The organism is Leminorella richardii (assembly GCF_900478135.1).
Classification (GTDB): domain Bacteria; phylum Pseudomonadota; class Gammaproteobacteria; order Enterobacterales; family Enterobacteriaceae; genus Leminorella; species Leminorella richardii.
Genome location: NZ_LS483470.1, coordinates 1,950,359 through 1,973,036, shown reverse-complemented (window position 1 = coordinate 1,973,036; position 22,678 = coordinate 1,950,359). Strand labels below are relative to the sequence as shown.

The window sequence follows — 22,678 nt, the reverse complement described above, 5'->3', positions numbered from 1 at the left end:
CAGGAAAAGAGTGAAAGAATTTAGTAGAAATGTCTAAAAGGCTGAGTACATGGGCTTTTTTGGGAATAATAGGGTGTAAAAAGAACGTCTTTTATTGGGATGCAAATGTGTTATTTAAATAATAAATAAGGATACTGGAAATATGATTGAGATAAACGAGGATCATGAGATGAGTTAATTTGGTGCGTCCGAGTGGACTCGAACCACCGACCCCCACCATGTCAAGGTGGTGCTCTAACCAACTGAGCTACGGACGCACAACTAACTTCTTAAGGGCTGCACTAACAGTGCGGACGAATATTAACGGTGAACGCATTTACTGGCAAGGGAAAAAAACGATTTTCTTGTAATAACCCGTTCAATTGATGAGTTACTGTTCAGTCCGCCGTTTTTTTATTCAAGCCACTGCGTTCACCGTCATTTGTCTATCTCTGTACGCGCTTTAAAATTAGGGCTTCAGGCTGCTTTTGTAGCCAGCGCATGCGCGACATCATCATAATCGCCGAGGCCGTTAGGCCAATAATAAAGCCAGTCCAGAAACCGGCAGGCCCCATTCGGGGAACGACAACATCTGTAAGAGCCAGCAGATAGCCAATGGGGAGGCCAATAATCCAGTAGGCGGTAAAGGTAATAAAGAAAATTGAGCGAGTGTCTTTATATCCACGCAGTACACCGCTGCCAATAACCTGAACCGCATCGGAACACTGATAGATCGCCGCCAGCAGCATAAGCTGGGTAGCCATCATGACAACTGCAGGTGTGTCGTTATACAACAGGGCGATAGGGTGACGGAAAGTAATCGTCAACATTGCTGTGATAGCCGAGAAGAAAAGTCCCAGAACCAGCCCTGTATAGGCAGCGGTTTGAGCCTCATCCACCTTTTTTTGCCCCAGACTAAAACCTATGCGAATAGAGGTAGCAACCCCCAGCGACAGAGGAATAACGAAAACCAGGCTGCTGAAGTTCAGCGCAATTTGGTGACCAGCGACAGACACAACACCCAAGGGGGAGACCAGCAGCGCCACGACGGCAAACAGCGTTACCTCAAAAAATAGCGCCAGCGCGACAGGAAGCCCAAGGCCTATCAGCCGTTTTAACGTCGACCAGCGGGGCAGCTCAAACCTACGATGGGCGTTAATGTCTTTCTGTGAGCGCGCCGTATAGACGTACAGGCGCAGACCAATAAACATGACCCAGTAAACCGATGCGGTCGCCACCGCACAGCCAACACCACCCAGCTCGGGAAAACCGAACTTACCGTGGATCATGACGTAGTTAATAGGAATATTGACCATTAGACCAATAAATCCGATCACCATACTTGGCTTGGTTTTTGATAAGCCGTCACACTGGCTTCTGAACACCTGAAACAGCAGGTAGGCTGGAGCACCCCACATGATAACGCGCAGGAATCTGACCGTAATACTCGCCAAAGCCGGATCGACGTTATGCATGTTCTCAATGATGTAGTGGCTGTTATACAGCACCACAATAACCAATAAAGAGATAAACAACGCAAGCCAGACAGACTGCCGCACCTGATGCGCTATTTTGTCTCGCCGGCCGCTGCCGTTTAGCTGTGCGACGATCGGCGTCAGGGCCATTAACAATCCTTGGCCAAAGAGAATTGCCGGGATCCAGATTGAGGTAGCCACAGCAACGGCCGCCATGTCGGTGGCGCTGTAGTCGCCGGCCATAATGGTGTCAACAACGCCCATAGCCGTTTGGGAGAACTGTGCCGCGATAACGGGAAGAGCCAATACCAACAGACTACGCGCTTCTTTAATGTAATTCTGCACGTATATACCTTATCTATATTTTGAAAACGAAGAATCAATGGCGCGACAGTGTCACTCTGCGGCGGCATCGTAATGCGTGGGATAACGATTCTACCTGTCAACGCTGGGTAAAGCCAACAGGAGAGGAGTGAAAACTGCATTTGGTTTTTCACACAATTTGCGTCAAACTGCCTGAAGACAATGTCATGTTTATTTTCTAGTTCTGAGGTTTGCTTATGTTTACCGGTATTGTTCAGGGGACAGCGTCCGTTGTCGCCATCGAAGAAAAAGCCAACTTTCGTGTTCATAAAATGAAATTACCGAAGGCGCTGCTTCCAGGTCTTGAGCTCGGAGCTTCTGTCGCCCACAACGGCTGCTGTCTGACGGTTACGGCAATAGAAAAAGACACCGTTAGCTTTGACCTGATGAAAGAAACGCTGCGAGTGACAAATCTGGGCAATCTGAAGGTCGGCGACAGCGTCAATATTGAACGAGCAGCCAGTTTTGGTGATGAGATCGGCGGCCACCTGATGTCCGGCCATATCATCTGTCAGGCGGAGATCGTCAAAATTCTGACATCGGAAAATAACCGCCAGATCTGGTTCAAGATGCCTGACGCACTGATGAAATATGTACTCTACAAAGGATTTATCGGCATTGACGGCATTAGTCTGACTATTGGTGAAGTGTCGAAAGGGCGATTTTGTGTACACCTGATACCGGAAACGCTAGAGAGAACGACATTGGGCGCAAAGCGACTGGGTGATTCGGTCAACATTGAAATTGACCCGCAAACGCAGGCCATTGTCGATACCGTTGAGCGCGTTCTGGAAAGTCGGGGCGAACGGTAAAAATAATAAGGGCGTCAACATTGGCGCCCTTATTGAGTTTTATTTTGTAGAAATTTGATAATTAACTACGCTACTTGATCCTGCTGGCATTCCTCATCATCGGTAAGGTAGCTGACAATGCTACGTGCCGCTTTCCTACCGTCGGCTATCGCCGTTACTACCAGATCTGCACCGCGAACGACGTCTCCACCGGCAAACACTTTCGGATTGCTGGTTTGACAGGCGAACTGCTTTAAGTGGGGCGCAAGGATAACGCCATAGTCGTCAATTTCAACATCAGCATCGGCTAGCCAAGGCATTGAATGAGGCTTAAAGCCGAACGCTTTGATAACAGCATCGGTCGGCTGAACAAACTCAGACCCGTTGATGATTTTTGGCCGACGACGACCCGCTGCGTCAGGCTCGCCCATTTCAGTTCTAACCAGACGAACGCCGCACACGCAGCCGTTTTCATCAAGCTCAAGGGCAATAGGCTGCACGTTGAACATAAACTCAACGCCTTCTTCACGCGCGTTTTTAACCTCTTTCTTTGAACCCGGCATGTTGGCTTCATCACGACGGTAGGCACAGGTTACTTCGCTGGCTCCCTGACGCACAGAAGTGCGAAGGCAGTCCATCGCTGTGTCGCCGCCGCCTAGTACTACAACTCGTTTGCCAGACAGATCGATATAGGGTTCTTCTTTAAGCTCGGGTAGTCGCATAACCTTTTTCGTGTTTGCGATCAGGAACGGTAGAGCGTCATAAACGCCGGGTGAGTCTTCGTTATCTAATCCAGCGCGCATAAACTGATAGGTGCCAACGCCAACAAACACCGCGTCATAGTCGTTAACCAGCTGGCTAAACTCGACGTCCTTACCGATTTCTGTATTGAGGTGAAAGGTGATGCCCATCTCAGTGAAGATATGGCGACGGTTGACCATAACGTCTTTATCAAGCTTAAACGAAGGAATGCCGAAGGTTAACATACCGCCGATTTCAGGGTGTCGGTCAAAGACCACCGCTTCAACACCGTTGCGCGCTAAAATGTCAGCACAGGCGAGGCCTGCGGGGCCGGCACCAATAATGGCCACTTTTTTACCCAGTGGTTTAACGTGGGAGAGATTAGGCCGCCATCCCATTTCAAAAGCGGTATCGGTAATATAGCGTTCAATATTGCCGACGGTGACGCCACCCAGTGAGCTCAGCGTACAGCTGCCTTCACACAGGCGATCCTGTGGGCATACGCGACCGCAAATTTCCGGCAGACTGCTGGTTTGGTGAGAAAGCTCAGCGGCTTCAATAATTCGCCCCTGCTTAGCCAGAGTAATCCAGTGAGGGATTCGATTGTGAAGCGGACACGTCCATTCGCAGAAAGCGTGATTACCGCAGGAAATGCAGCGATCGCCCTGGCTTTCAACCTGCTCCGGCGTAAAACGCTTATAGATTTCGACAAACTCTGTCTTGCGCGCTGCCAGTGCAATTTTATGCGCATCACCGCGAGGGACAGTGACTTGGCCTGATAGTCGATCGAGCAAAGGTCTGGGTGCTACAGCCACAGTACGCTTGGCTCCTGTTGGATCTTCACGCATAGCGGCAAGCTTCAGCTTCTGCTTTTGCTGCTCCAGCATGGTTTCACCGCTGACAACCCTGAGGGCTTTCGCCGGGCAAGCCGTTACGCAGGCTGGGCTCTTTGCGTCGTCGATACAGAGATCGCATTTGTGCGCAGTAGTGCGAAGGCCTGAGTCGCTGCTGGTCAATGTTACGCTTTCTTCTACCATACCAATAGCGCCAAAGGGGCAGGCCAAAACGCAGGTTTTACAGCCAATACATTTATCTTTATTTAACTGGATACTGTCGTTGGCCTGAACCAACGCACCGCTAGGGCAAACTTGTGCACAGGGTGCATCTTCGCAGTGTCGACAGGTGACTGCCGTTTTAACGGCGGCGGTCTTAATCACTTTAATTCGGGGGAGATAAAGCTCCGGAACTTCCGGATGTTTTCCGCCGTTGTGAGTCATCACGCAGGCGACTTCACAAACGCGGCATCCAATGCACTCTTTCGCATCGGCAATGACAAAGCGGTTCATAAGCGCTTCCTGTTATGTTCCATTAGACTGGAATGCTATTGCAATCGGGTTAACCATCACTTTTATTATGGTTATGGTGTTTATCACAGGAAAGAAGGGTAAACAATAGTAAAAACGCTGAAGAAACTTATGAATTTGAACAAAAATTCTTGAGTAAACTGGTAGGTTTATTGAATTAATACATTGATATTAAATTGAAAATAATTAAAAAAATTAAATATATTTAGATGCTGACACGTTTCCGCTTGAAACAATTTATTTCAAGCGGAAACGTTCATTTTTTCATCGTTTGATTACGGAATGAACTAGTTTGAACCAGGGCCAAAGAAAAGGGTAAGAAAGTCCCTGATTGGCATCTTTTGTCCGTTTAAATCCACCATCGCATCGGCGTAGTTGAATGAAAATGTGGCAGTATTTTCATCCGTTTTGGTCAGAATTTTCTGGCTTACGCCCATACTAATCAGCTGCTGAATAGACTCAGATGCCTGAGCCTGTGCATCTTCTTGTGAAATGTTGCCTTCAAGCTCGCTGGTGAGTCTAGTTTGTTCAATCATCATAGGGACAGAAAGCGTAACGGTACTGCTGAATGACTTAGTGAGTCCTACAAACTGTTGAATAGGATCTGCCTCAGGATCGATGGCGTTTGGTGTCATTAGCGTAATTGACGCATCCAGCTGGCTCTCGCCTTTATCGTTTTTCCAGATAAAGGGAGTGATACTGATAGTTGGATTGCCCCCTAAGAAGGACATCAAATTTGCGTTCATTTCCTGAACGGGAACTGGATTAGTCCCTCCACCATATATCATATAGATAAGGTTGCTGGAGTTGCGATTGAAGTATTGCAGCGACTTGCCATCAAAGTTGTCGAGTTTGATTTTGGCTGAACCAGACCCTAGATTTTTGCCTTCAACGCTAAGGGCATCAAGAGCTATATCCACGGTTTGGTTAATAAACTTACCGTTCTCTTGGGCGCTACTGCTGAACGTTAAACCCGTCAACGTTGAATAGAGCTCGCCGTTTCTACTGATATTGATATTTTTCAGCGAAACGTCGCTTTGCCCCATATTCATACCAAAAGAGCCGGACTTGCCCTGACTGTTGATGGTCAGCTCATCCCACTGCAGCTGTTCCTGAGAAGCCTCTTCATCGTCACTGGGCGCTGTCATGACAGTTTTGCCCAAGCTTCCGTCTACGGTAAACCGATCGTCTTTATCCACCACTACATTGAGCTTTAGTGCATCGTAGCGGAAAGCGGTGTTGTTCTCGCTGAGTTCAAGAGGTGAGCCAGTGAACGTGAGGGTTTTATTACCACCGTCAACGCGCAACTGACCGTCAAAAGTTGCGCCGCTAAATGCCATATCGCCTTCATTTTTTTCTTTCAGGGGGAGCAGAGAAATATTGAAATCGCTATCGCCGCTGTAGCTGGTCAAACTGGTTGCCGTAATAGGAGACTTGCCCTCTGTGAGCGTAAACAACTCTTTTAGTGAAGCCTGCTCCATCAGTGATATTTGTGAATAGGCCAGCTTAGGTGACAGGCTAAACTTGTCCAAAGGGAAGGGGCCATGGCTGATGGTTTGTAAAAAAGAGATTGTGCTGGGCTGACCGCGTTCTGTTACTGTTACGGTGTAAGTGGCTACAGAAGAGAAAACACCGCGCTGATAGTCAGACATCTTTAGCTCAACCTGACTGTCTAATGTTCCCAGCCGCGTCTGCACCTGAGCCATGGAAGTTTCAATTTGAGACTGGATTTGTTTTCCCGTATACCAGGCACCGCCAACCCAGGCGCCCCCTAAAACGGCCAGTATTCCAATAGCAACTAGCGATTTCTTCATGATGCAGTCCTTATCGTTTATTGAGTGAATGACCAAAGCCTGCCTGGCTAATGGCAAAAATTAGGGTTAAAAGCGCTTTGTGACTCAGTCGGGAAGAATACATAAGAATGGCTAATGTATTACTTCAATGATATTAATGAGTCTCATCCTCATTATCGGCGATAGTGTCACAGAATCATCGCTATAGTTAAGGGATGATGTATAGCGCTGCGAGTAAAGTATAACGTAACTCGCCGTTCTTATTGTATCGATATCAGGAGAAAGTCATGGTTGCTATGCGTACAGAAAAAGACTCTATGGGCCCAATCGAGGTTCCTGAGAACAGCCTGTGGGGTGCTCAGACCCAGCGTTCACTGGAGCATTTTCGCATTTCTCAGGAAAAAATGCCCAAAGCGCTTATTCACGCCCTCGCTCAGGTTAAACGCTCTGCGGCAGTGGTTAACATGCAGCTGGGGCTGCTGGATGAGAAAAAGGGCAAGGCGATTATCAGCGCGGCGGATGAGGTGCTGGCGGATAAACACCCTAACGAGTTTCCTCTGGCTATCTGGCAAACCGGTTCCGGTACACAGACGAATATGAACATGAATGAGGTGCTGGCAAACCGCGCCAGCGAGATCCTCGGTGGAAAACGTGGTAATGACCGGCTGGTTCACCCCAACGACGATGTGAATAAAAGCCAAAGTTCTAACGACGTCTTTCCTACAGGAATGCACGTTGCGGCAGTTATTGCCGTTCGTGAACACCTTCTCCCCGAACTGAAAGCGCTGCATAAAGTATTGGCAGACAAGGCCTCTGCCTATCATGACATTGTTAAAATCGGCCGAACTCACCTACAGGACGCCACACCGCTAACGCTGGGGCAGGAGATCTCTGGCTGGGCAGCAATGCTGGCCTATAACCTGAAGCATATTGAAGACTCGTTGCCTCACCTGTGCGAACTGGCGCTTGGTGGGACGGCGGTGGGAACCGGGCTCAATACCCATCCAGAGTATGCCGTTCGTGTGGCGAAAGAGATTGCATCGCTAACTGGTCAGCCGTTTGTGACGGCCCCTAACAAGTTCGAAGCTTTAGCGACCTGTGATGCACTGGTACACAGTCACGGTGCTCTGAAAGGGCTGGCGGCATCTCTGATGAAGATTGCCAACGACGTGCGCTGGCTGGCCTCTGGGCCTCGCTGCGGCATTGGTGAAATTGCCATTCCGGAAAACGAGCCGGGCAGTTCCATTATGCCGGGTAAAGTGAACCCAACGCAGTGCGAAGCCATGACTATGCTGTGCGCGCAGGTGATGGGGAATGATGTAGCTATTAACATTGGCGGAGCCTCTGGTAACTTTGAGTTGAACGTCTATCGTCCAATGATTATTGATAACTTCCTTCAGTCCGTACGCCTGCTGGCTGACGGCATGAATAGCTTTAACGTTCACTGTGCCAGCGGCATTGAGCCAGTAAGAAAGCGCATCGATCAACTGCTTAATGAGTCTCTAATGTTGGTTACTGCATTGAATACTCACATTGGCTACGATAAAGCGGCAGAAATTGCCAAGAAGGCCCACAAAGAAGGGCTGACGCTGAAGGCTTCTGCATTGGCATTAGGCTATCTGACGGAGGCCCAGTTTGATGAGTGGGTTCGTCCGGAAGACATGGTCGGCAGCATGAAGAAATAAACGCCCTTAAGCGGTATGATGAAGGCGCCCTCGGGCGCCTTTTTCGTCGAAGTTGAGTGTATCAGTCAGGGAGAATAATAAGATGATGCAGCGTAATTTAGAGGATCTGAAACTGGGAACCGTAGAGGCCAATTTTACTTTTGTCAGTAATGCAGAAGAGCAACAGCGCTGGGCTGCACGAGGCTTTATTTCCAGTGACGCTGTTCCAACGATCGGCGCTGACGAAGGGGATATCAGCCTGATTGGTATGCCGCTGCGTTTGTGTGATGAGCAGGAGAAATACACGGGTCGCAAAATTATCGGTTTGGAAACCTATTTTGGCACTTACGGAATGGGCGGGGCAGGATTTCTAGGCATTCAGCTGGATTGTGATGAGGATGAAACACCCTCATGGATAATTTTTTGTCTATGGAGCAGTGAAAGGCATACACGACTTAACGGAAAGCCTTTTCAGGATGGAGATGAAGACCGCGCTAAGATCGTTGGCTCAACGGTGACAGCCATTGAGTTTTTATCCGATAGCGTGGCGTTCTCACTGGCTAAAGCACAGCAGACTACGACGCTGGCATTCTGTTATACCTTGGACGCCAAAGATTTGATTATCAATCAGATCGGCGATGAACCACTCTTGGACGATCTGGTCTTGGCCATTTATGACGGTTCAAATCTGTTAGTGTAATGGATACAGACGCTACTCATAGAACCAGATAAAGTAAACATCCAGCGCCATCACAATAAGCCAGATAACCAGATAGATCATCAGGTGCTCTCTCACATTTTGAACCACCCCATTCAATATCCGTGAGAGTAGGCTTGGCTTATTGTTCTTACTAGGCATGTTATGTATCCCTCATCAGGTAGTTTTCTTTTTGCCGACAGAGGGCAAAAGCGACAGCCAGCGGCTGATAAACAGCGCACAGGCCAGCATCAGGGATAAAAACAGCACAAGTCCGGACCAGCCGTAGTGATACCAAACAAAGCCGCCTGAGGTACCCGCCACGCTGGAGCCTGCATAGTAGAAAAACAGATACAGCGCCGACGCCTGACCTTTGGCGCGCTTCGCACGCTGCCCAATCCAGCTGCTTGCCACAGAGTGGGCAGCAAAAAAACCACAGGAAAACGCCAGCAGCCCAATAAGGATCAGCCAGATTGGTGAAAAAAGGCTGATAACAAGCCCCAGCAGCATTAAGCCAACAGATGCCATAAAGACCGGACCACGACCATATTTAAACGTCAGAGCCCCCGCTTTTGGCGAACTGTAAGTCCCGGTTATATACACCAGAGACAGGAAGCCGACAAAAGTTTGGCTTATATAGTAGGGTGCTTCCATCAGACGATAGCCAATGTAGTTAAACAGAGTGACGAAGCTCCCCATTAGCAGAAAGCCTTCCGCAAATAGCAGAGGCAGGCCGCGGTCGTGCCAGTGGAGGCGAAAGTTAAGCAGTAGTGTTTTAGGCCTAAGCGAAGAAGGACGAAAGTGCTTAGACGGCGGCAGAATACGCCAGAAAACCAGCGCGGCAATCAGTGCAACAGCGCCGATAATGCCAAGAGTAATGCGCCATGAGAATAGGTCAGTCAATACGCCAGTTAAAAGACGACCGCTCATGCCGCCAATAGAGTTGCCGCTGATGTAAAGCCCCATTGCAAAGGCAACGTACTGCGGATCGATTTCCTCGCTCAGATAGGACATAGCGACAGCAGCCACGCCGCTTAGCGAAAGGCCAACTAGAGCGCGAGTGATGAGGATGCCGTGCCAGCTGGTGGTAAGCGTACTGGCGATAGTAAACAGCGCCGCTAAAAGCAGAGCCGTTACCATCACCGGCTTGCGGCCAACGGCATCCGAAATAGGGCCGGTAAACAACAGGCCAACGGCCAGCATCGCGGTTGATAAAGACAGCGACAGGCTACTGCTGGCGGGGGAGATGTTAAAGTCAGCGGATAAAATCGGCAGAATAGGCTGAACGCAGTAGAGCAGGGCAAACGTCGCAAGCCCTGCAGAGAACAGCGCGGCGGTAACGCGGGCGAACCCAGGCGTTCCTCGCACGATAAAGGGCGTTCGTCGGAGGCTGTTTTTAGTGGTGGTCTGGGCTGGTGGCTCTTGCTTGATTTGAGATTCACTCATTGTCTCTGCATCTTCTTCAGATTCAGACTCACGGGGTTCCACGGCAGTTCCTTAGTAAATTGGCCTGCGGCGGGAAATTCAGCTCCGATAGGGATGACAAACGGAGTGGCTTAAACGATAATCCACAGCCGTTGGGCTTGAAAGTCCAGCCGCGTTATTCTTTGTGTTGCAGCAGTCAACATTCGACGATTCGCGCTTTTATATCAACAATTATACATAGCTTGTTGAATAAATTCCGGCAGCTAAAGCAATTATTTCGCGGATTTCAAAAGAGGCAGCAGAGTGAATAGAGAAGGGCAACCGGGTCATATTGACCACATTAAGCAGGCGAATGCGGGAACCGTATATCGTCTGATCGATATGTTTGGCCCTATTTCACGCATCTCGCTGTCTAAGATCTCTCAACTAGCACCCGCCAGCATCACCAAGATTGTGCGTGAGCTTCAGGATGCTCATCTGGTCAAAGAAACTGAAGTGAGCGAACCGGGCAGCCGAGGGCGACCCGCTGTCGGCGTGGAGTTGGATACCTCAGGCTGGCACTATCTCGGTGTGCGCATTCATTACGGCTCCCTGTCTCTGGCGCTTCAGGACTTAAGTAACAATCTCGTTATTGAAGAACAGATCCCTTTTCCGGTAGATAAAACGGCACCTTGGCTTACGCGCTTTACTGCTGAAATCGAGGCTTTCTTCGAGCGACATCAGCCGCTGCTGGGGCGTTTGACCTCAATTGCTATCACAGTGCCGGGACTGATTGATACAGCGACTGGTACGGTGCAAAAACTGCCGTTTTATGACGAAGAGAGAGTGCCTTTGGCATCGAGCCTGAGCCAGCGAACCGGACTGCCTGTTTACGTACAGCAGGATATTGTTGCCTGGACAATGAGCGAAGCCCTTTACGGCGCAGCCATGAACTGCCAGAACGTTATTCAGATCGTGATTGATGATACGGTTGGTGCATCGGTAATTAGCGGTGGACGCATTCTGCACGCTGACTCAAGTCGTCGTATCGAAATCGGCCATACGCGCGTTGAGGGCTGCGATAAAGCCTGCTACTGCGGCCACCATGGATGCCTAGAGACGCTGGTCAGCATGGGCAGCATTCTAGCGCGCACAGGTGAGCTGCGGGAAAGTCATCCTGAGTCACTGCTGAACTTCTCCTCGTTAAGTATTGATAACCTGTGTCGCTATGCCAACGCGAACGACGCTCTGGCAAAAGAGATCGTCCAGCAGGTAGGGCTGCGCGTAGGGAAAATTGCCGCTGTGATGGTTAATGTGTTTAACCCGGAAAAAATCCTGATTGGCTCGCCGCTAAATAAAGCCTCTTCGATTCTTTATCCGGCTCTTGAAGAGAGTATCCGAAACCACGCGATGCCGGACTATAGCCTTTCTCTACGCATTGAACCGACGCGCTTTGTGAACGTCAGTACGATGCCTGCCTCTGCGTTGGTAAAAATGGCGCTCTATGACGGTTCTCTTCTTTTAGGGCTGCTTCAAGGATAGCGATCTTTGATGCTATCAACGATTTGTTTTCCCGATGAATTTCCCTTTATTCATTAAATATTGAGCTAACGCAATCTATTGCAGCAGGGCATCGCCTAGACTTTTGACATTGATACAGTGACGCCTCTGCCAGCTCAAGGCGGTTCTGCAGGATGTTTAGCGGCGCCTTTTTCGATAGACCTCTATCTACAGATGCCCATTTATTTATTGTAGGTTCCGGAGCGACTGCCTTTATGCCAAATCGATTTTTTGTAACAGGGACATGTACCGAAGTGGGTAAAACTGTTGTTTCCCGCGCTCTGTTACAGGCTTTTATCAAACAGGGTAAGCGCGTTGCCGGATATAAGCCCATAGCCATTGCCTCACATGAAACCGAAGAGGGCATGAGAAACCAGGATGCGCTGGTATTACAGGCCTCGTCTTCTGTTGCCGTTACCTATAAAGATGTCAACCCCGTCATTATCGAACACCATGCCGCATTAACCTATGGCGAAAGCCCGTTGGATTATGAAAACCTGACTCTGGGTTTGCATCGGTTACAGGCTCAAAGCGACTGTGTGATTGTTGAAGGTATTGGCGGATGGCGCTTTTTACTTAACGGCATGCGCCCTTTGTCTGAATGGGTGATTGAGGAAAAAATGCCGGTGATTTTAGTCGTTGGCATTCAGTTAGGGTGTATCAACCATGCGATCTTAACCGCCGAAGCCATAGAGCGTGACGGGCTGAAAATTGCCGGTTGGGTCGCTAACCGTATCAACCCCGGCTTAGCCTACTATGCAGAGACTATCGCTGCGTTAAAACAGAACATTTCTGCTCCCTGCATCGGTGAGTTACCCTATCTTGCCCGCCCTGAAGAGCGTGACCTCAGCGGCTTTATCGATCTTAGCCTTATTCAGTGCGACTAGTGTACGGTGTGCCAGCCTGATTAATGTGGTACGCTCTAAAAATCGTTGTGATTTTTCCTGTTAACCCTGCGCTCAATAGATGAAAGGAGATGCCATGATTGTTTTCGTGACCGGTGCGTCGGCCGGATTTGGTCAAGCTATCGTTAGGCGGTTTGTGAAAGAGGGTCATCGCGTGATTGGCGTTGCGCGCCGTGCTGAACGCCTGCAGCAGCTTAAGACTGAGCTGGGTGAACATTTTTTGCCGGTTGAGCTTGACGTGTGTGACCGGGAAAAGCTGCTGGAAACGTTGAGCCAACTGCCCAACGAGTTCAAGGATATCGACCTGTTGGTAAACAACGCAGGGCTGGCGCTAGGTTTGGAGCCTGCGCATCAGGCACAGTTCCAGGACTGGACCACAATGATTAACACGAACGTCACCGCACTGGCCTCCGTCACGCACGCTATTTTGCCACAGATGGTTAAGCGCAACCGCGGGCACGTCATTAATTTGGGCTCCATTGCAGGTACTTATCCGTACCCCGGCGGTAACGTGTACGGAGCAACCAAGGCGTTTGTAAAACAGTTTAGCCTAAACCTGCGCGCTGATTTATCGGGAACGGCCGTTCGCGTGACCGACGTAGAGCCGGGTCTGTGTGGCACAACGGAATTTTCTAATGTGCGGTTTAAAGGCGATGACGAAAAGGCTGCTAGCCTATATGACGGCGCTAATCCTCTTACGGCGGACGACATTGCTGAAAGCGTATTCTGGATTGCCACTCTCCCAGCTCACGTTAATGTTAACCGAATTGAACTGATGCCGGTTACGCAGAGCTTTAATCCGTTGAAAGTGGTTAAGGCGTCCTGAGAGTTAGATTAACCTGTTGAAGATAAACGGCGCTGTAGCGCCGTTTTCATGTTGACTATTTGTCATCTGAATGGAATCAATAACGATGCATAAAGCGATTTTTTGGGGTCTTATTCTGTTTACTTTCAGCTCGGCTGCAAAGGCAGGCTGTGCTGAAGACGTTCAGGCTCAGTGTTCCTATTACAAAAGCGGCGAGCTGAAGAGCCAAAGTGCCTGTAAAGTGACGACCTGTGCTGCAAGCGATACTTACTTCTTTAGCACGTGGGAGTGGAGTAACGGTAACGTTGTTGAGATCAAAATGGATCCCGACACTAAAGAAACGACGCTGAATGGTAAGCCTACTTATGGATTTCCTTTACCGCTTAAAGACGACATTGTCTGTTTTGGCGTGGTCGACACAGACGAGATGATGTGCACCAACTCTCAGGCGTTTTAAGTCTGAAAAATTGAAGCGGCGCTAAACAGGCGCCGCTTTTTCATTTATTACGTGACCGCGTCACTTAATTATGACGAAAGGGTTGCAATTTTGCGGCGCGTTCGCCCAGAGCTCAGGTAGTTAGCAATGTAGTCCTGAGAGATTTCACCGCTGTAGCGGCCTTCTTCATCCACAATCGGCATCCAGACAAGGTTGTGCTCATAAAGCTTAGAGAGCACGATGCGCAGGTTATCTTCTGCTCGTGCGGTTATGGTGATCGGGTGAGTTAATTCTGCACACACACCGTCAGCCCCTCGAGCCTCGCGGCGCTTAACAAATCCCAGCGGCTTTTCATCATCGTTTACGACAACGATAGAGCGCATATCGTTGTCGTCCATGATGGCGAAGGCTTCACTCAGCGGTGTTGAACGACGAACCGTTAGCGTTTCCTGCATGTCGGTCACGTCTCCAGCCTGTACCAGCAGCAGGCGCTTTAACGTACGGTCTTGCCCGACAAAAGAGCCAACAAATTCGTCAGACGGCTTGGCCAACAGCTCATCTGGCGTAGCGCACTGAACGATTTGCCCTTTGCGGAAGATGGCAATGCGGTCACCGAGCTTTAATGCCTCATCGATATCGTGGCTTACCAGCATGACGGTCTTTTTCAGCGTACGCTGCATTTCCTGAAACTCGTTTTGAATTGACTCTCGGTTAATAGGATCCACAGCACCAAAGGGTTCATCCATCAGCAAAACCGGAGGATCCGCGGCCAGCGCGCGGATCACGCCGATGCGCTGCTGCTGACCGCCGGACATCTCTTTAGGATAGCGCTTCAAAAAGCGACCAGGGTCGAGGGCAACCATGTTCATCAGTTCGGCAGCCCGCTCTTTGCAGGCCTTACTGTCCCAGCCCAGCATGCGGGGCACAATGGTGATGTTTTCTTCAATCGTCATGTTGGGAAACAGGCCAATTTGCTGGATCACATAGCCAATGTTGCGGCGTAGGGTAACCGTATCCATACCCGACGTGTCTTCACCATCGATAAGAATGCGACCGCTGGTGGGTTTGATCAGACGGTTGACCATTTTTAACGTTGTGGTTTTACCGCAGCCGGAAGGGCCTAACAGCACGCACATTTCCCCTTCAGGAACGTGCAGGTTAACGTTATTAACGGCGTTGAAGGTTTGGCCGTTTTTCTGCTTAAAGGCTTTAGTCAGGTTTTCTAATGTAATCACTTATCGTACTCCTTTAGGCGTTAAGGCAATCTGTAGGCGATGTAGTAGCCAATCCATCGCGATGGCCAATACGCTAATCATGACGGCACCGGCAATCAGCAGGCGAGGGTCGCTTCGGCTAATGCCGTGCAGCAGTAGCAGGCCAAGCCCACCGGCACCGATTACGGCTGCAATGGCCATCACGCCAATATTCATGACAACGGCGGTTCTGACGCCGCCAAAAATAACGGGCAGAGCCATAGGGATTTCAACCCAGCGCAGGCGCTGCCAAAAGGTCATACCAATTCCTCGACCGGCCTCTCGCAGGCCCGCGGGCAAATTGCTGAGAGCAACGTGGGTATTGCGCACAATGGGCAGCAGTGAGTAGAGGAAGACAGCCGTTACCGCCGGCACGGCACCGATCCCCTGACCGATGGCCGAGAAAAGGGGGATCATCAATCCAAACAGGGCAATGGATGGGATTGTCAGTACCACGGTAGCTAGGCTTAATACCGGTGAAGCCAGCCACTTGTGGCGTACTATCAACACCCCCAGCGGTACACCAATAAGTATCGCCATTCCAACGGCCATGCTGACTAGCAGCAGGTGTTGACCGGTAAGCCCAGCAATGTAGCCAGCGTCTTGCCACATATATGACAGAGTTTCCAATGGTCGCCTCCTTAAAGTAAGCCGTTGTCTTGCAGGAACTGCGTCGCGACGCGTTCAGCAGACTGGTGTTCGATATCCACTTTGGCATTGAGCGTGGAAATAACGTCGTTATTCAGTAGGCGAGAGAGTGTGTTTAAGGCCTCCGCTAAGCCTGGCGTTTTTTCCAGTACGTCAGCTCTGACCGTTGGAGTGACAGCGTAACTTGGAAAGTATCCCTTATCGTCTTCTAACACCTGTAAATCGAAGCCTTTGACTCGCCCGTCAGTGGTATAAATTAGCCCTGCGTCGACAAAGCCATCGCGAATAGCGTTATACACAAGACCAGGATCCATCTGGCGGATTTGAGGGCGTTCCAGCGTTAAGCCATATTTTTGCTGCATAGGGGCTAGGCCGTCTGAGCGGTTCACAAACTCTGGGTCAAAGCCGATCATCCAGAGGTGCTTTTTATCACCTTGCTGCATTTGATTAAGGCGTTCCACCAGTTGAGAAAGGGTCTGGATATTCTCTTTTTCCGCCCGCACTCTTTGCATGGCAAAGGCATAGGTATTGTTCATCTCGGCCGGTTCAAGCCAGACGATGCCTTTTTTTCCATCCAGCGTTTTTACCGTTTGGTAGGCCTTTTCTGCCGACATCGGTTCTTTTATCTGGTTATAAACAATCAGCGACGTGCCGGTATATTCCCAGGCCATATCCACCTGCTTGTTTAACATAGCGGTACGGATAATCGTGGAGGCCAGATCGGTTTTTGGCGTGACTTCAATGCCTTTGGTGGCCAGATATTGAACTGTAATAGCTGACAGGATGTGCTGCTCAGTAAAGTTCTTGCTGGCGAGTACCAAAGGAGCGGCAAAAGTCGTGGCGGAATAAAGCAAACTTGCGCAAAGCGTACTGAAAGCCGCAGGGCGTAGCCAACGCATTAATCGCGTTTGGAGTATATAGGTCATCATAGAGGTATTCCGTTTGTTGTTTATCTGGCTAACTGAGGGCTAAGTACATAACTCAGTGCAGCAAGAAGCGTATCCAGCAGCAGGGCTACAGAGGCCGTTGCCGTTGCGCCAAGAAAAAGAAGCGTCGCATCATTGAGATAAATGCCGGGAAAAATCAGCTCACCGTAGCTGCTGGCGCCAATAAGGAACGTTAGCGGAACTGTACCCACATTGATGGCGGCCGCAATGCGGACTCCTGTCATAATGACCGGCAGTGCATTGGGCAACTCCACTTTCATTAATCTCTGTACTGGCGTCATGCCGATGCTGTCGGCCGCCTCAATTAATGAAGGGGGAATCGCCTTGAGTCCGGAATAGGTATTGCGAACGATGGGCAGCAGAGATGCCAAAAACAGAGCGAAAATGGCAGGTTTATCACCAATGCCCACGACAACCATAGCTAGCGCCAAAACGGCCAGCGGCGGCAGTGTATTGCCAATATTAAAGATCTGCATCGCAGACTCAGCCCAGCGAGCAGCAAAGCGTCGGCTTAAAAGGATACCGCTAGGAAGCCCAACAAGCAGTGCAAGAAGCATGGAACAGGCAACCAGATAAAGGTGGCGCTGCCCAAGATAGAGCAAATCTTCCTGATGCTGCTTTAATGCATTGATGCCAATGCCGTAAGCGATAAGGGCAATGACGGCAATAAACAGCAGCCCCCAAACAGTGCGCGTTTTGTTAACGCCGATTTATGCATGTTTCCTCCGGGAAAACAGTGTGAATGAAAAGCGCTTGGACAAATCAATTCGTGGATTCAGACAGCGGCAGCCTGTAAAAAGGCTGGTTTAAACAGTGAAAAAAGCGGGTTTATCTAGCAAAAAATATCAATAAAAATACGAGAAATAGCATTTCTTCGGCTTATCGTGGTTTTTAAGGTATAACATCATACTAACCAGACGTCCAAATTATGGCGTGAATAAATGTGGCTAACGCGGAGGGGAGATGTGGCGTCATCCCTTGCAGCAGAAGGGATGACGGTGATTTAACTTTTTTTACACAATTTTTGTGACATTGTCACAGATGCAAATTATTCTCTCATTCATTTCTATCTCGCCGTGCATTTATATAGCGTAATACTGCCATTAGTATGCACGACTAGGGCTGCGTTTGCGGTTCAGTCTGGGGCTCGGTTTGAGGTTGAAGTTCAGGATGCTCAGTATCTTCGACCTTTGGCGTTTGGTCAGGCTGAGCGTCGGTTAAGCGCGCGGTACGACTATAGATAATCTGCTGCTGACCTTTGTCGCAGCCGCCTACAGATTTCGCGCCCTCAGGAACGTTCTGGCCTACCGGTAGGGTTGATAGCGTAAAGCCATCTTCAGGTACGCCGTTACTAACGATTTTCTGTGCAATATCGGCCTTTATCTCTTCACAGTTATTGGCCAGCGCGGCCAGTGGAGCGACAGTGAAAAGGGTGGCGAGGGTGATAGCGAGAGATTTTTTCATTACAGGCTCCTCAATTCTTGTTGCCATATGCAGTTAAGACTAGCAGAGACGTGTGTACTTTGAGTGAAGCGGTTGGTAATGAAACGAAAAAAATGCAGCCGACTTGGCTGCATTTCTTTACATATTAAGCGAAGCAATTAGCGATGGGCTAACGCTTCGTCCTCATCGGACTCAAGGACGTCTTTATCCGTTTGCCGCAGCAGCTGGCTGGTAATGGTACCCGCTGTCATGGCGCCATTCACGTTTAACGCAGTACGACCCATATCGATCAGCGGCTCAACGGAAATCAGCAGCGCAACCAGAGTGACCGGCAGCCCCATAATCGGTAGGACGATAAGGGCGGCAAAGGTCGCACCGCCGCCAACGCCTGCCACGCCAGCAGAACTCACGGTAACAATGGCAACCAGAGTCAGGATCCACATTGGGTCAAAGGGGTTAATACCAACGGTCGGCGCCACCATGACCGCCAGCATAGCAGGATAGATACCCGCACAGCCGTTCTGACCGATAGTTGCTCCAAATGACGCAGAGAAGCTCGCGATGGTTTCTGGAACACCCAGTCGACGGGTTTGTGCCTCGATATTCATCGGAATACTGGCTGCGCTTGAGCGACTGGTAAAGGCAAAGGTTAACACCGGTAGCACTTTACGGAAGAATCTGAGTGGATTAATGCCAGTGAAGCTCAGCAGAATACCGTGTACAACAAACATCAACCCCAAAGCGATATAAGAGGCGACGATAAAGCTACCTAGCTTGATCAGATCCTGAATGTTTGATGAGGCTACAACCTTAGTCATCAGCGCCAGTACGCCGTAAGGGGTCAGTTTGATGACTAAACGCACCAGCTTCATGACCCAAGACTGCAAAGTGTCAATGGCGGTCAGCACGCGCTGGCCCTTGACTTCGTCGTCTTTAAGCAGCTGCAGAGAAGCCACGCCCAGGAAGGCGGCGAAAATCACCACGCTGATGATCGACGTCGGGTTAGCGCCGGTCAGGTCAGCAAACGGGTTTTTGGGAATAAAAGAAAGAATAAGCTGAGGCGTACTCAGGTTAGCGACTTTCCCTATATAGTTCGATTCAATGGCTCCCAGTCGAGCCGTCTCTTGAGCGCCCTGAACCAGACCGTCAGCCGTCAGCCCGAACGCCAGAGTGATCATAATGCCGATAAAGGCGGCTATCATGGTGGTAAACAGCAGGATCCCGATAGTTAAAAAGCTGATTTTGCCCAGAGAAGAGGCGTTATGCAGCTTGGCGACCGCGCTGAGAATAGAGACAAAAACCAGAGGCATAACGATCATCTGCAGCAGCTGTACGTAGCCGTTACCAACGATGTTAAACCAAGAGATAGACTCTTTTAAAACCGGACTGTCTACGCCGTAAACAAACTGAAGTCCAAGCCCAAACAGGACACCGATAACAAGACCAAGCAGAACCTTTTTCGCCAGACTCCACTGCGTGCGGCGCGTTTGCGCCAGCAGTATAAGAAGCACTGCGAAAACAAGGACGTTAATAATTAGTGGTATGTTCATTCCCAACCTCAGAAAAATTTTTATTGTTCAATCGGTAAACGCAAAATCGTGATGAGAGCAGTTTATCAGTTAATTGATGTGACTACTTATAGCAAAATAGTATTTATTATGCTGCTTAGTTGTATGTAAAAAGTATAGTGAATTGATATTACAGGTTTTTATTGTTAATACATGACTATACTGTCTGGCCGAGCCAGATCCGTTATGCAGGTCTGATATAGCGAATGACAAAATAGCGTTCACTGCTGTGTGAAAATGAATCAACGACTTCAGCCCCCAGAGCGTTTCGGTGCACATCGAGAGATTTTTGATTTTTTTCATTGATAAAGGCAAAGCCGGTCTGGTAAAGCGTTGAGGGCAAAAAGTGCCACATTTCTGCGTAAAGGCCTTTAAAAACGCCACGCCCACTGGCGCTTTCCGCTACGCAAACTGGGCCAAATATGAAAGGTAAAGGCGCGCGGGAGATTGACAGTGCTTTTAGCATAGCGTCAACAACGGGAGACGGTGAACCGGCAGAAAAGGGGGACAATCCTAAGAATCCAAGCAGAGTCTGATTCTGATCCTTAGCAATCAACAGCCCTAAGCGGTCGTTAATTGAGGCCAGCATGGGGGCTGTAAATCGCTTATCGAGAAAGCCCCGATCCTGATTCTGTCCGTTAGATTCAGGGTAAAAAGGTTCAGCGACGGTGAGAATATCTGCATAGTCTTCCAAAGTTGCCCGCAGATAGCGGATAGGATCCGCTTTTTCATTTAGCTGATTGAGTTCATTTTGTGCTGACATCGGTTATTTCTCGCTTTTTGTGACAATGTCACTAAAGGTGGCACAAGATATTAACGCTGTCGCAGCCGAAGCGGTCTGTTTATCGCTGGCTTTGTGATAACAGAGCTTAACTCTGCTGTCTCTTTTTATCGATCCATTCATCTACTTCAATCGCGAAATTATCTGGCGCTTTTACATAGATACTGCGGGATATGTCGAGAATAGAGTACTGCGCCAGCGCTTCTTCCATACGATCCTGCGCCATTTTCATCACGGCGTGTATTCCGCAAACGCCCGAGCAGGCCCATTTAGGTGGGGAATCATTAAAAACGGCGAAGCGTTCTCTCACTTCTTTGCATTGAAAAATGGACTTTTTATCATCAATGGCCAGTGCAATATCTAGCAGGGTGATAAGCTCCGGTGAGCGAGCCAGTTGAACTCCACCTCCTTTGCCTTCAGTACTAACAATCAAACCGGCCTTAGAGAGCTTGGTAAAAATCTTTGACAGATAGTCAAAAGGCACGCCCTGTAGTTGCGCAATTTCGCGGACAGTCATTTCACGCCGATTGCCTTTTGCATCAATCATACAGGTTAAACTGTGAATGCCGTATTCAACGCCAGAACTATAAAAGGCCATTTTTAATTCCTCATTTTACATCTCAATATCATAGCAATTCTTCTATCTAGGATAAATGGATGCTGAGTTATTTCACATGTTTTAACTATAATTTATTTTTATTCAATGTATTAGATAATTCTCACTTCTTAACTAAGACTAATATTGTCTTAGTTAAAGTCGTCTGATATAGTTTTCACACACTATTCGTAGGGCATGGCATAGAAGCGATGCCCATTAACATCACCACAGTGAAAACATCATGAAAGAAAAAATAGTCATTATCGGTTCTGGGTTTGCAGGTATGTGGTCAGCGCTGAGTGCGGCAAGACTTATTCATTTACATAACAGGGACGACATTGATGTTATCGTTTTGGCGCCTAAGCCAGAACTGTGTGTTCGCCCTCGGCTTTACGAAGAAAATGCAAGACAAATGGTGAGTCCGCTGTTGCCGTTGTATCACTCTGTTGGTGTCCAATTCTTTCAGGGAACGGCGGAACAGATTGACTCAGCGCAGAAGCGGGTTGTTTACCGGGACTGTGAAGGTAAAGCAGGGCAGTTAAACTACGATCGTCTGGTCATTGCCAGCGGTAGTCGCGTTAAGCAAGATCTGGTCCCTGGCATCAAAGAGCATACCTTTAACCTCGATCAGCTTGAGTCCGCTGCGGTCTTGGAAAGACATTTACAAGATTTACCCTCACAGCCGGATTCTGCAGCAAGAAATCGCGTTGTTGTTTGCGGAGGTGGTTTTACCGGTATCGAAATGGCAATGGAGCTGCCGACTAGACTGAAAGCCGCATTAGGCTGTGAAGTTGAAGTCATTGTTATCGATAGAGGGGCGAGTATTGGCAGCAGCTACAGCGCTGAGATGCAGGCTGTAATTAAGGAAGCCTCAGAAGAGCTTGGCGTTAAATGGCTGTTGAATGCCAGTATTGAACGTATCGAGCCTGAAGGGGTTCTTTTAAAAGACGGGACTTTTATTGAGTCAAAAACCGTTATTTGGACTGTTGGGGTTGAAGCCAGTCCGCTGACGGCGCACATTGAAGCTCCGCGTGACGACAAAGGTCGCCTGAAAGTTGATGAAAACCTTCGGGTTATCGGGCAGCGTGATATCTATGCAACTGGAGATGTTGCTCACGCCCTGACGGACGATAAAAACAATCTTGCATTGATGACCTGCCAGCACGCCATTCCCTTAGGGAAGTTTGCCGGGCATAACGTAGCTGCGGATCTGTTGGGTGTTGCCCCCTTGGCGTATCGTCAGGAAAACTATGTGACCTGCCTTGATTTAGGCGCATGGGGTGCGGTGTATACCGAAGGCTGGGAACAGAAGGTTAACTGCGTTAGGCAGGAAGCGAAGAAGATAAAAATTGCCATTACTAATGAGCTTATTTATCCGCCCAAAGCCGATCGCGATGTTGTTTTGAGCATTGCCGATCCGCTGGCGCCTTTCGTTTAGCCGTCACAGTAAAGCATTCGACATA

General features: G+C 49.2%; 21 protein-coding genes and 1 tRNA gene. 8 read left to right on the top strand and 14 right to left on the bottom strand.

Features of this window, described 5'->3' with window-relative positions:
* Positions 1–180 precede the first annotated feature (180 nt).
* A tRNA-Val gene (locus tag DQM29_RS09030) sits at positions 181–257 on the bottom strand.
* A gap of 168 nt (positions 258–425) precedes the next feature.
* The gene (locus DQM29_RS09025) at positions 426–1,799 is read right to left on the bottom strand and encodes an MATE family efflux transporter (protein WP_111740379.1); all 1,374 of its coding nucleotides are present in this window, start codon (positions 1,797–1,799) and stop codon (positions 426–428) included.
* A gap of 215 nt (positions 1,800–2,014) precedes the next feature.
* On the opposite strand from DQM29_RS09025, the gene DQM29_RS09020 reads away from it, so the two are divergent.
* Positions 2,015–2,629 (top strand): riboflavin synthase subunit alpha, encoded by a 615-nt coding sequence (locus DQM29_RS09020; protein WP_111740378.1) that lies wholly within the window; start codon positions 2,015–2,017, stop codon positions 2,627–2,629.
* A 65-nt stretch (positions 2,630–2,694) separates the two neighbouring features.
* On the opposite strand, the gene aegA is transcribed toward DQM29_RS09020, so the two are convergent.
* Positions 2,695–4,695 carry a formate-dependent uric acid utilization protein AegA gene (gene aegA, locus DQM29_RS09015; RefSeq protein WP_111740377.1) on the bottom strand — a complete coding sequence of 667 codons (2,001 nt, stop codon included), beginning with the start codon at positions 4,693–4,695 and terminating at the stop codon, positions 2,695–2,697.
* A gap of 305 nt (positions 4,696–5,000) precedes the next feature.
* The gene (locus DQM29_RS09010) at positions 5,001–6,527 is read right to left on the bottom strand and encodes a YdgA family protein (RefSeq protein ID WP_111740376.1); all 1,527 of its coding nucleotides are present in this window, start codon (positions 6,525–6,527) and stop codon (positions 5,001–5,003) included.
* Positions 6,528–6,793: 266 nt separating this feature from the next.
* Here DQM29_RS09010 and fumC point away from each other — a divergent pair, with 266 nt between their 5' ends.
* Together fumC and DQM29_RS09000 are read left to right on the top strand one after the other, a co-directional pair.
* On the top strand, positions 6,794–8,191 hold the full coding sequence (gene fumC, locus DQM29_RS09005) for a class II fumarate hydratase (protein WP_111740375.1): 1,398 nt from the start codon (positions 6,794–6,796) through the stop codon (positions 8,189–8,191).
* A gap of 82 nt (positions 8,192–8,273) precedes the next feature.
* The gene (locus DQM29_RS09000) at positions 8,274–8,870 is read left to right on the top strand and encodes a hypothetical protein (RefSeq protein WP_111740374.1); all 597 of its coding nucleotides are present in this window, start codon (positions 8,274–8,276) and stop codon (positions 8,868–8,870) included.
* A 12-nt stretch (positions 8,871–8,882) separates the two neighbouring features.
* Here the strand turns inward: DQM29_RS09000 and DQM29_RS08995 are convergent, their stop codons facing one another.
* Together DQM29_RS08995 and DQM29_RS08990 are read right to left on the bottom strand one after the other, a co-directional pair.
* Positions 8,883–9,029, bottom strand: coding sequence for a DUF2770 family protein (locus tag DQM29_RS08995; protein ID WP_111740373.1), 147 nt, complete (start codon positions 9,027–9,029; stop codon positions 8,883–8,885).
* 15 nt (positions 9,030–9,044) lie between these two features.
* The gene (locus DQM29_RS08990; RefSeq protein WP_111742051.1) at positions 9,045–10,313 is read right to left on the bottom strand and encodes an MFS transporter; all 1,269 of its coding nucleotides are present in this window, start codon (positions 10,311–10,313) and stop codon (positions 9,045–9,047) included.
* Between the two features lie 282 nt (positions 10,314–10,595).
* Here DQM29_RS08990 and mlc point away from each other — a divergent pair, with 282 nt between their 5' ends.
* The 4 genes from mlc (at position 10,596) to DQM29_RS08970 (ending at position 13,998) form a co-directional block, all read left to right on the top strand.
* Positions 10,596–11,813 (top strand): sugar metabolism global transcriptional regulator Mlc, encoded by a 1,218-nt coding sequence (mlc, locus tag DQM29_RS08985; protein ID WP_111740372.1) that lies wholly within the window; start codon positions 10,596–10,598, stop codon positions 11,811–11,813.
* A 233-nt stretch (positions 11,814–12,046) separates the two neighbouring features.
* The gene (gene bioD, locus DQM29_RS08980) at positions 12,047–12,718 is read left to right on the top strand and encodes a dethiobiotin synthase (protein WP_111742050.1); all 672 of its coding nucleotides are present in this window, start codon (positions 12,047–12,049) and stop codon (positions 12,716–12,718) included.
* Positions 12,719–12,812: 94 nt separating this feature from the next.
* On the top strand, positions 12,813–13,562 hold the full coding sequence (locus tag DQM29_RS08975; protein ID WP_111740371.1) for an SDR family NAD(P)-dependent oxidoreductase: 750 nt from the start codon (positions 12,813–12,815) through the stop codon (positions 13,560–13,562).
* Between the two features lie 85 nt (positions 13,563–13,647).
* The gene (locus DQM29_RS08970) at positions 13,648–13,998 is read left to right on the top strand and encodes a hypothetical protein (protein WP_111740370.1); all 351 of its coding nucleotides are present in this window, start codon (positions 13,648–13,650) and stop codon (positions 13,996–13,998) included.
* A 68-nt stretch (positions 13,999–14,066) separates the two neighbouring features.
* Here DQM29_RS08970 and osmV read toward each other — a convergent pair whose 3' ends face one another.
* From osmV to DQM29_RS08930, 8 genes are all read right to left on the bottom strand, one after another.
* Complete coding sequence (gene osmV / locus DQM29_RS08965) at positions 14,067–15,212, bottom strand: osmoprotectant ABC transporter ATP-binding protein OsmV (protein ID WP_111740369.1); 1,146 nt, start codon at positions 15,210–15,212, stop codon at positions 14,067–14,069.
* Positions 15,213–15,842 (bottom strand): osmoprotectant ABC transporter permease OsmW, encoded by a 630-nt coding sequence (gene osmW / locus DQM29_RS08960; RefSeq protein WP_415270885.1) that lies wholly within the window; start codon positions 15,840–15,842, stop codon positions 15,213–15,215.
* A gap of 29 nt (positions 15,843–15,871) precedes the next feature.
* Positions 15,872–16,804 carry a glycine betaine ABC transporter substrate-binding protein gene (locus DQM29_RS08955; RefSeq protein ID WP_269472297.1) on the bottom strand — a complete coding sequence of 311 codons (933 nt, stop codon included), beginning with the start codon at positions 16,802–16,804 and terminating at the stop codon, positions 15,872–15,874.
* A 23-nt stretch (positions 16,805–16,827) separates the two neighbouring features.
* A complete protein-coding gene (locus tag DQM29_RS08950; protein ID WP_415270884.1) occupies positions 16,828–17,484 on the bottom strand; it encodes an ABC transporter permease in 657 nt (218 codons plus the stop codon).
* A 457-nt stretch (positions 17,485–17,941) separates the two neighbouring features.
* Positions 17,942–18,289, bottom strand: coding sequence for a DUF1161 domain-containing protein (locus tag DQM29_RS08945; RefSeq protein WP_111740366.1), 348 nt, complete (start codon positions 18,287–18,289; stop codon positions 17,942–17,944).
* A 137-nt stretch (positions 18,290–18,426) separates the two neighbouring features.
* Positions 18,427–19,818, bottom strand: a complete 1,392-nt coding sequence (locus tag DQM29_RS08940; protein WP_111740365.1) for an L-cystine transporter — start codon at positions 19,816–19,818, stop codon at positions 18,427–18,429.
* Between the two features lie 202 nt (positions 19,819–20,020).
* Positions 20,021–20,599 carry a hypothetical protein gene (locus DQM29_RS08935; protein ID WP_111740364.1) on the bottom strand — a complete coding sequence of 193 codons (579 nt, stop codon included), beginning with the start codon at positions 20,597–20,599 and terminating at the stop codon, positions 20,021–20,023.
* A 106-nt stretch (positions 20,600–20,705) separates the two neighbouring features.
* A complete protein-coding gene (locus DQM29_RS08930; RefSeq protein ID WP_111740363.1) occupies positions 20,706–21,215 on the bottom strand; it encodes an RrF2 family transcriptional regulator in 510 nt (169 codons plus the stop codon).
* 241 nt (positions 21,216–21,456) lie between these two features.
* On the opposite strand from DQM29_RS08930, the gene DQM29_RS08925 reads away from it, so the two are divergent.
* Positions 21,457–22,653 carry an NAD(P)/FAD-dependent oxidoreductase gene (locus DQM29_RS08925; protein WP_111740362.1) on the top strand — a complete coding sequence of 399 codons (1,197 nt, stop codon included), beginning with the start codon at positions 21,457–21,459 and terminating at the stop codon, positions 22,651–22,653.
* The last annotated feature ends 25 nt before the right edge of the window (positions 22,654–22,678 follow it).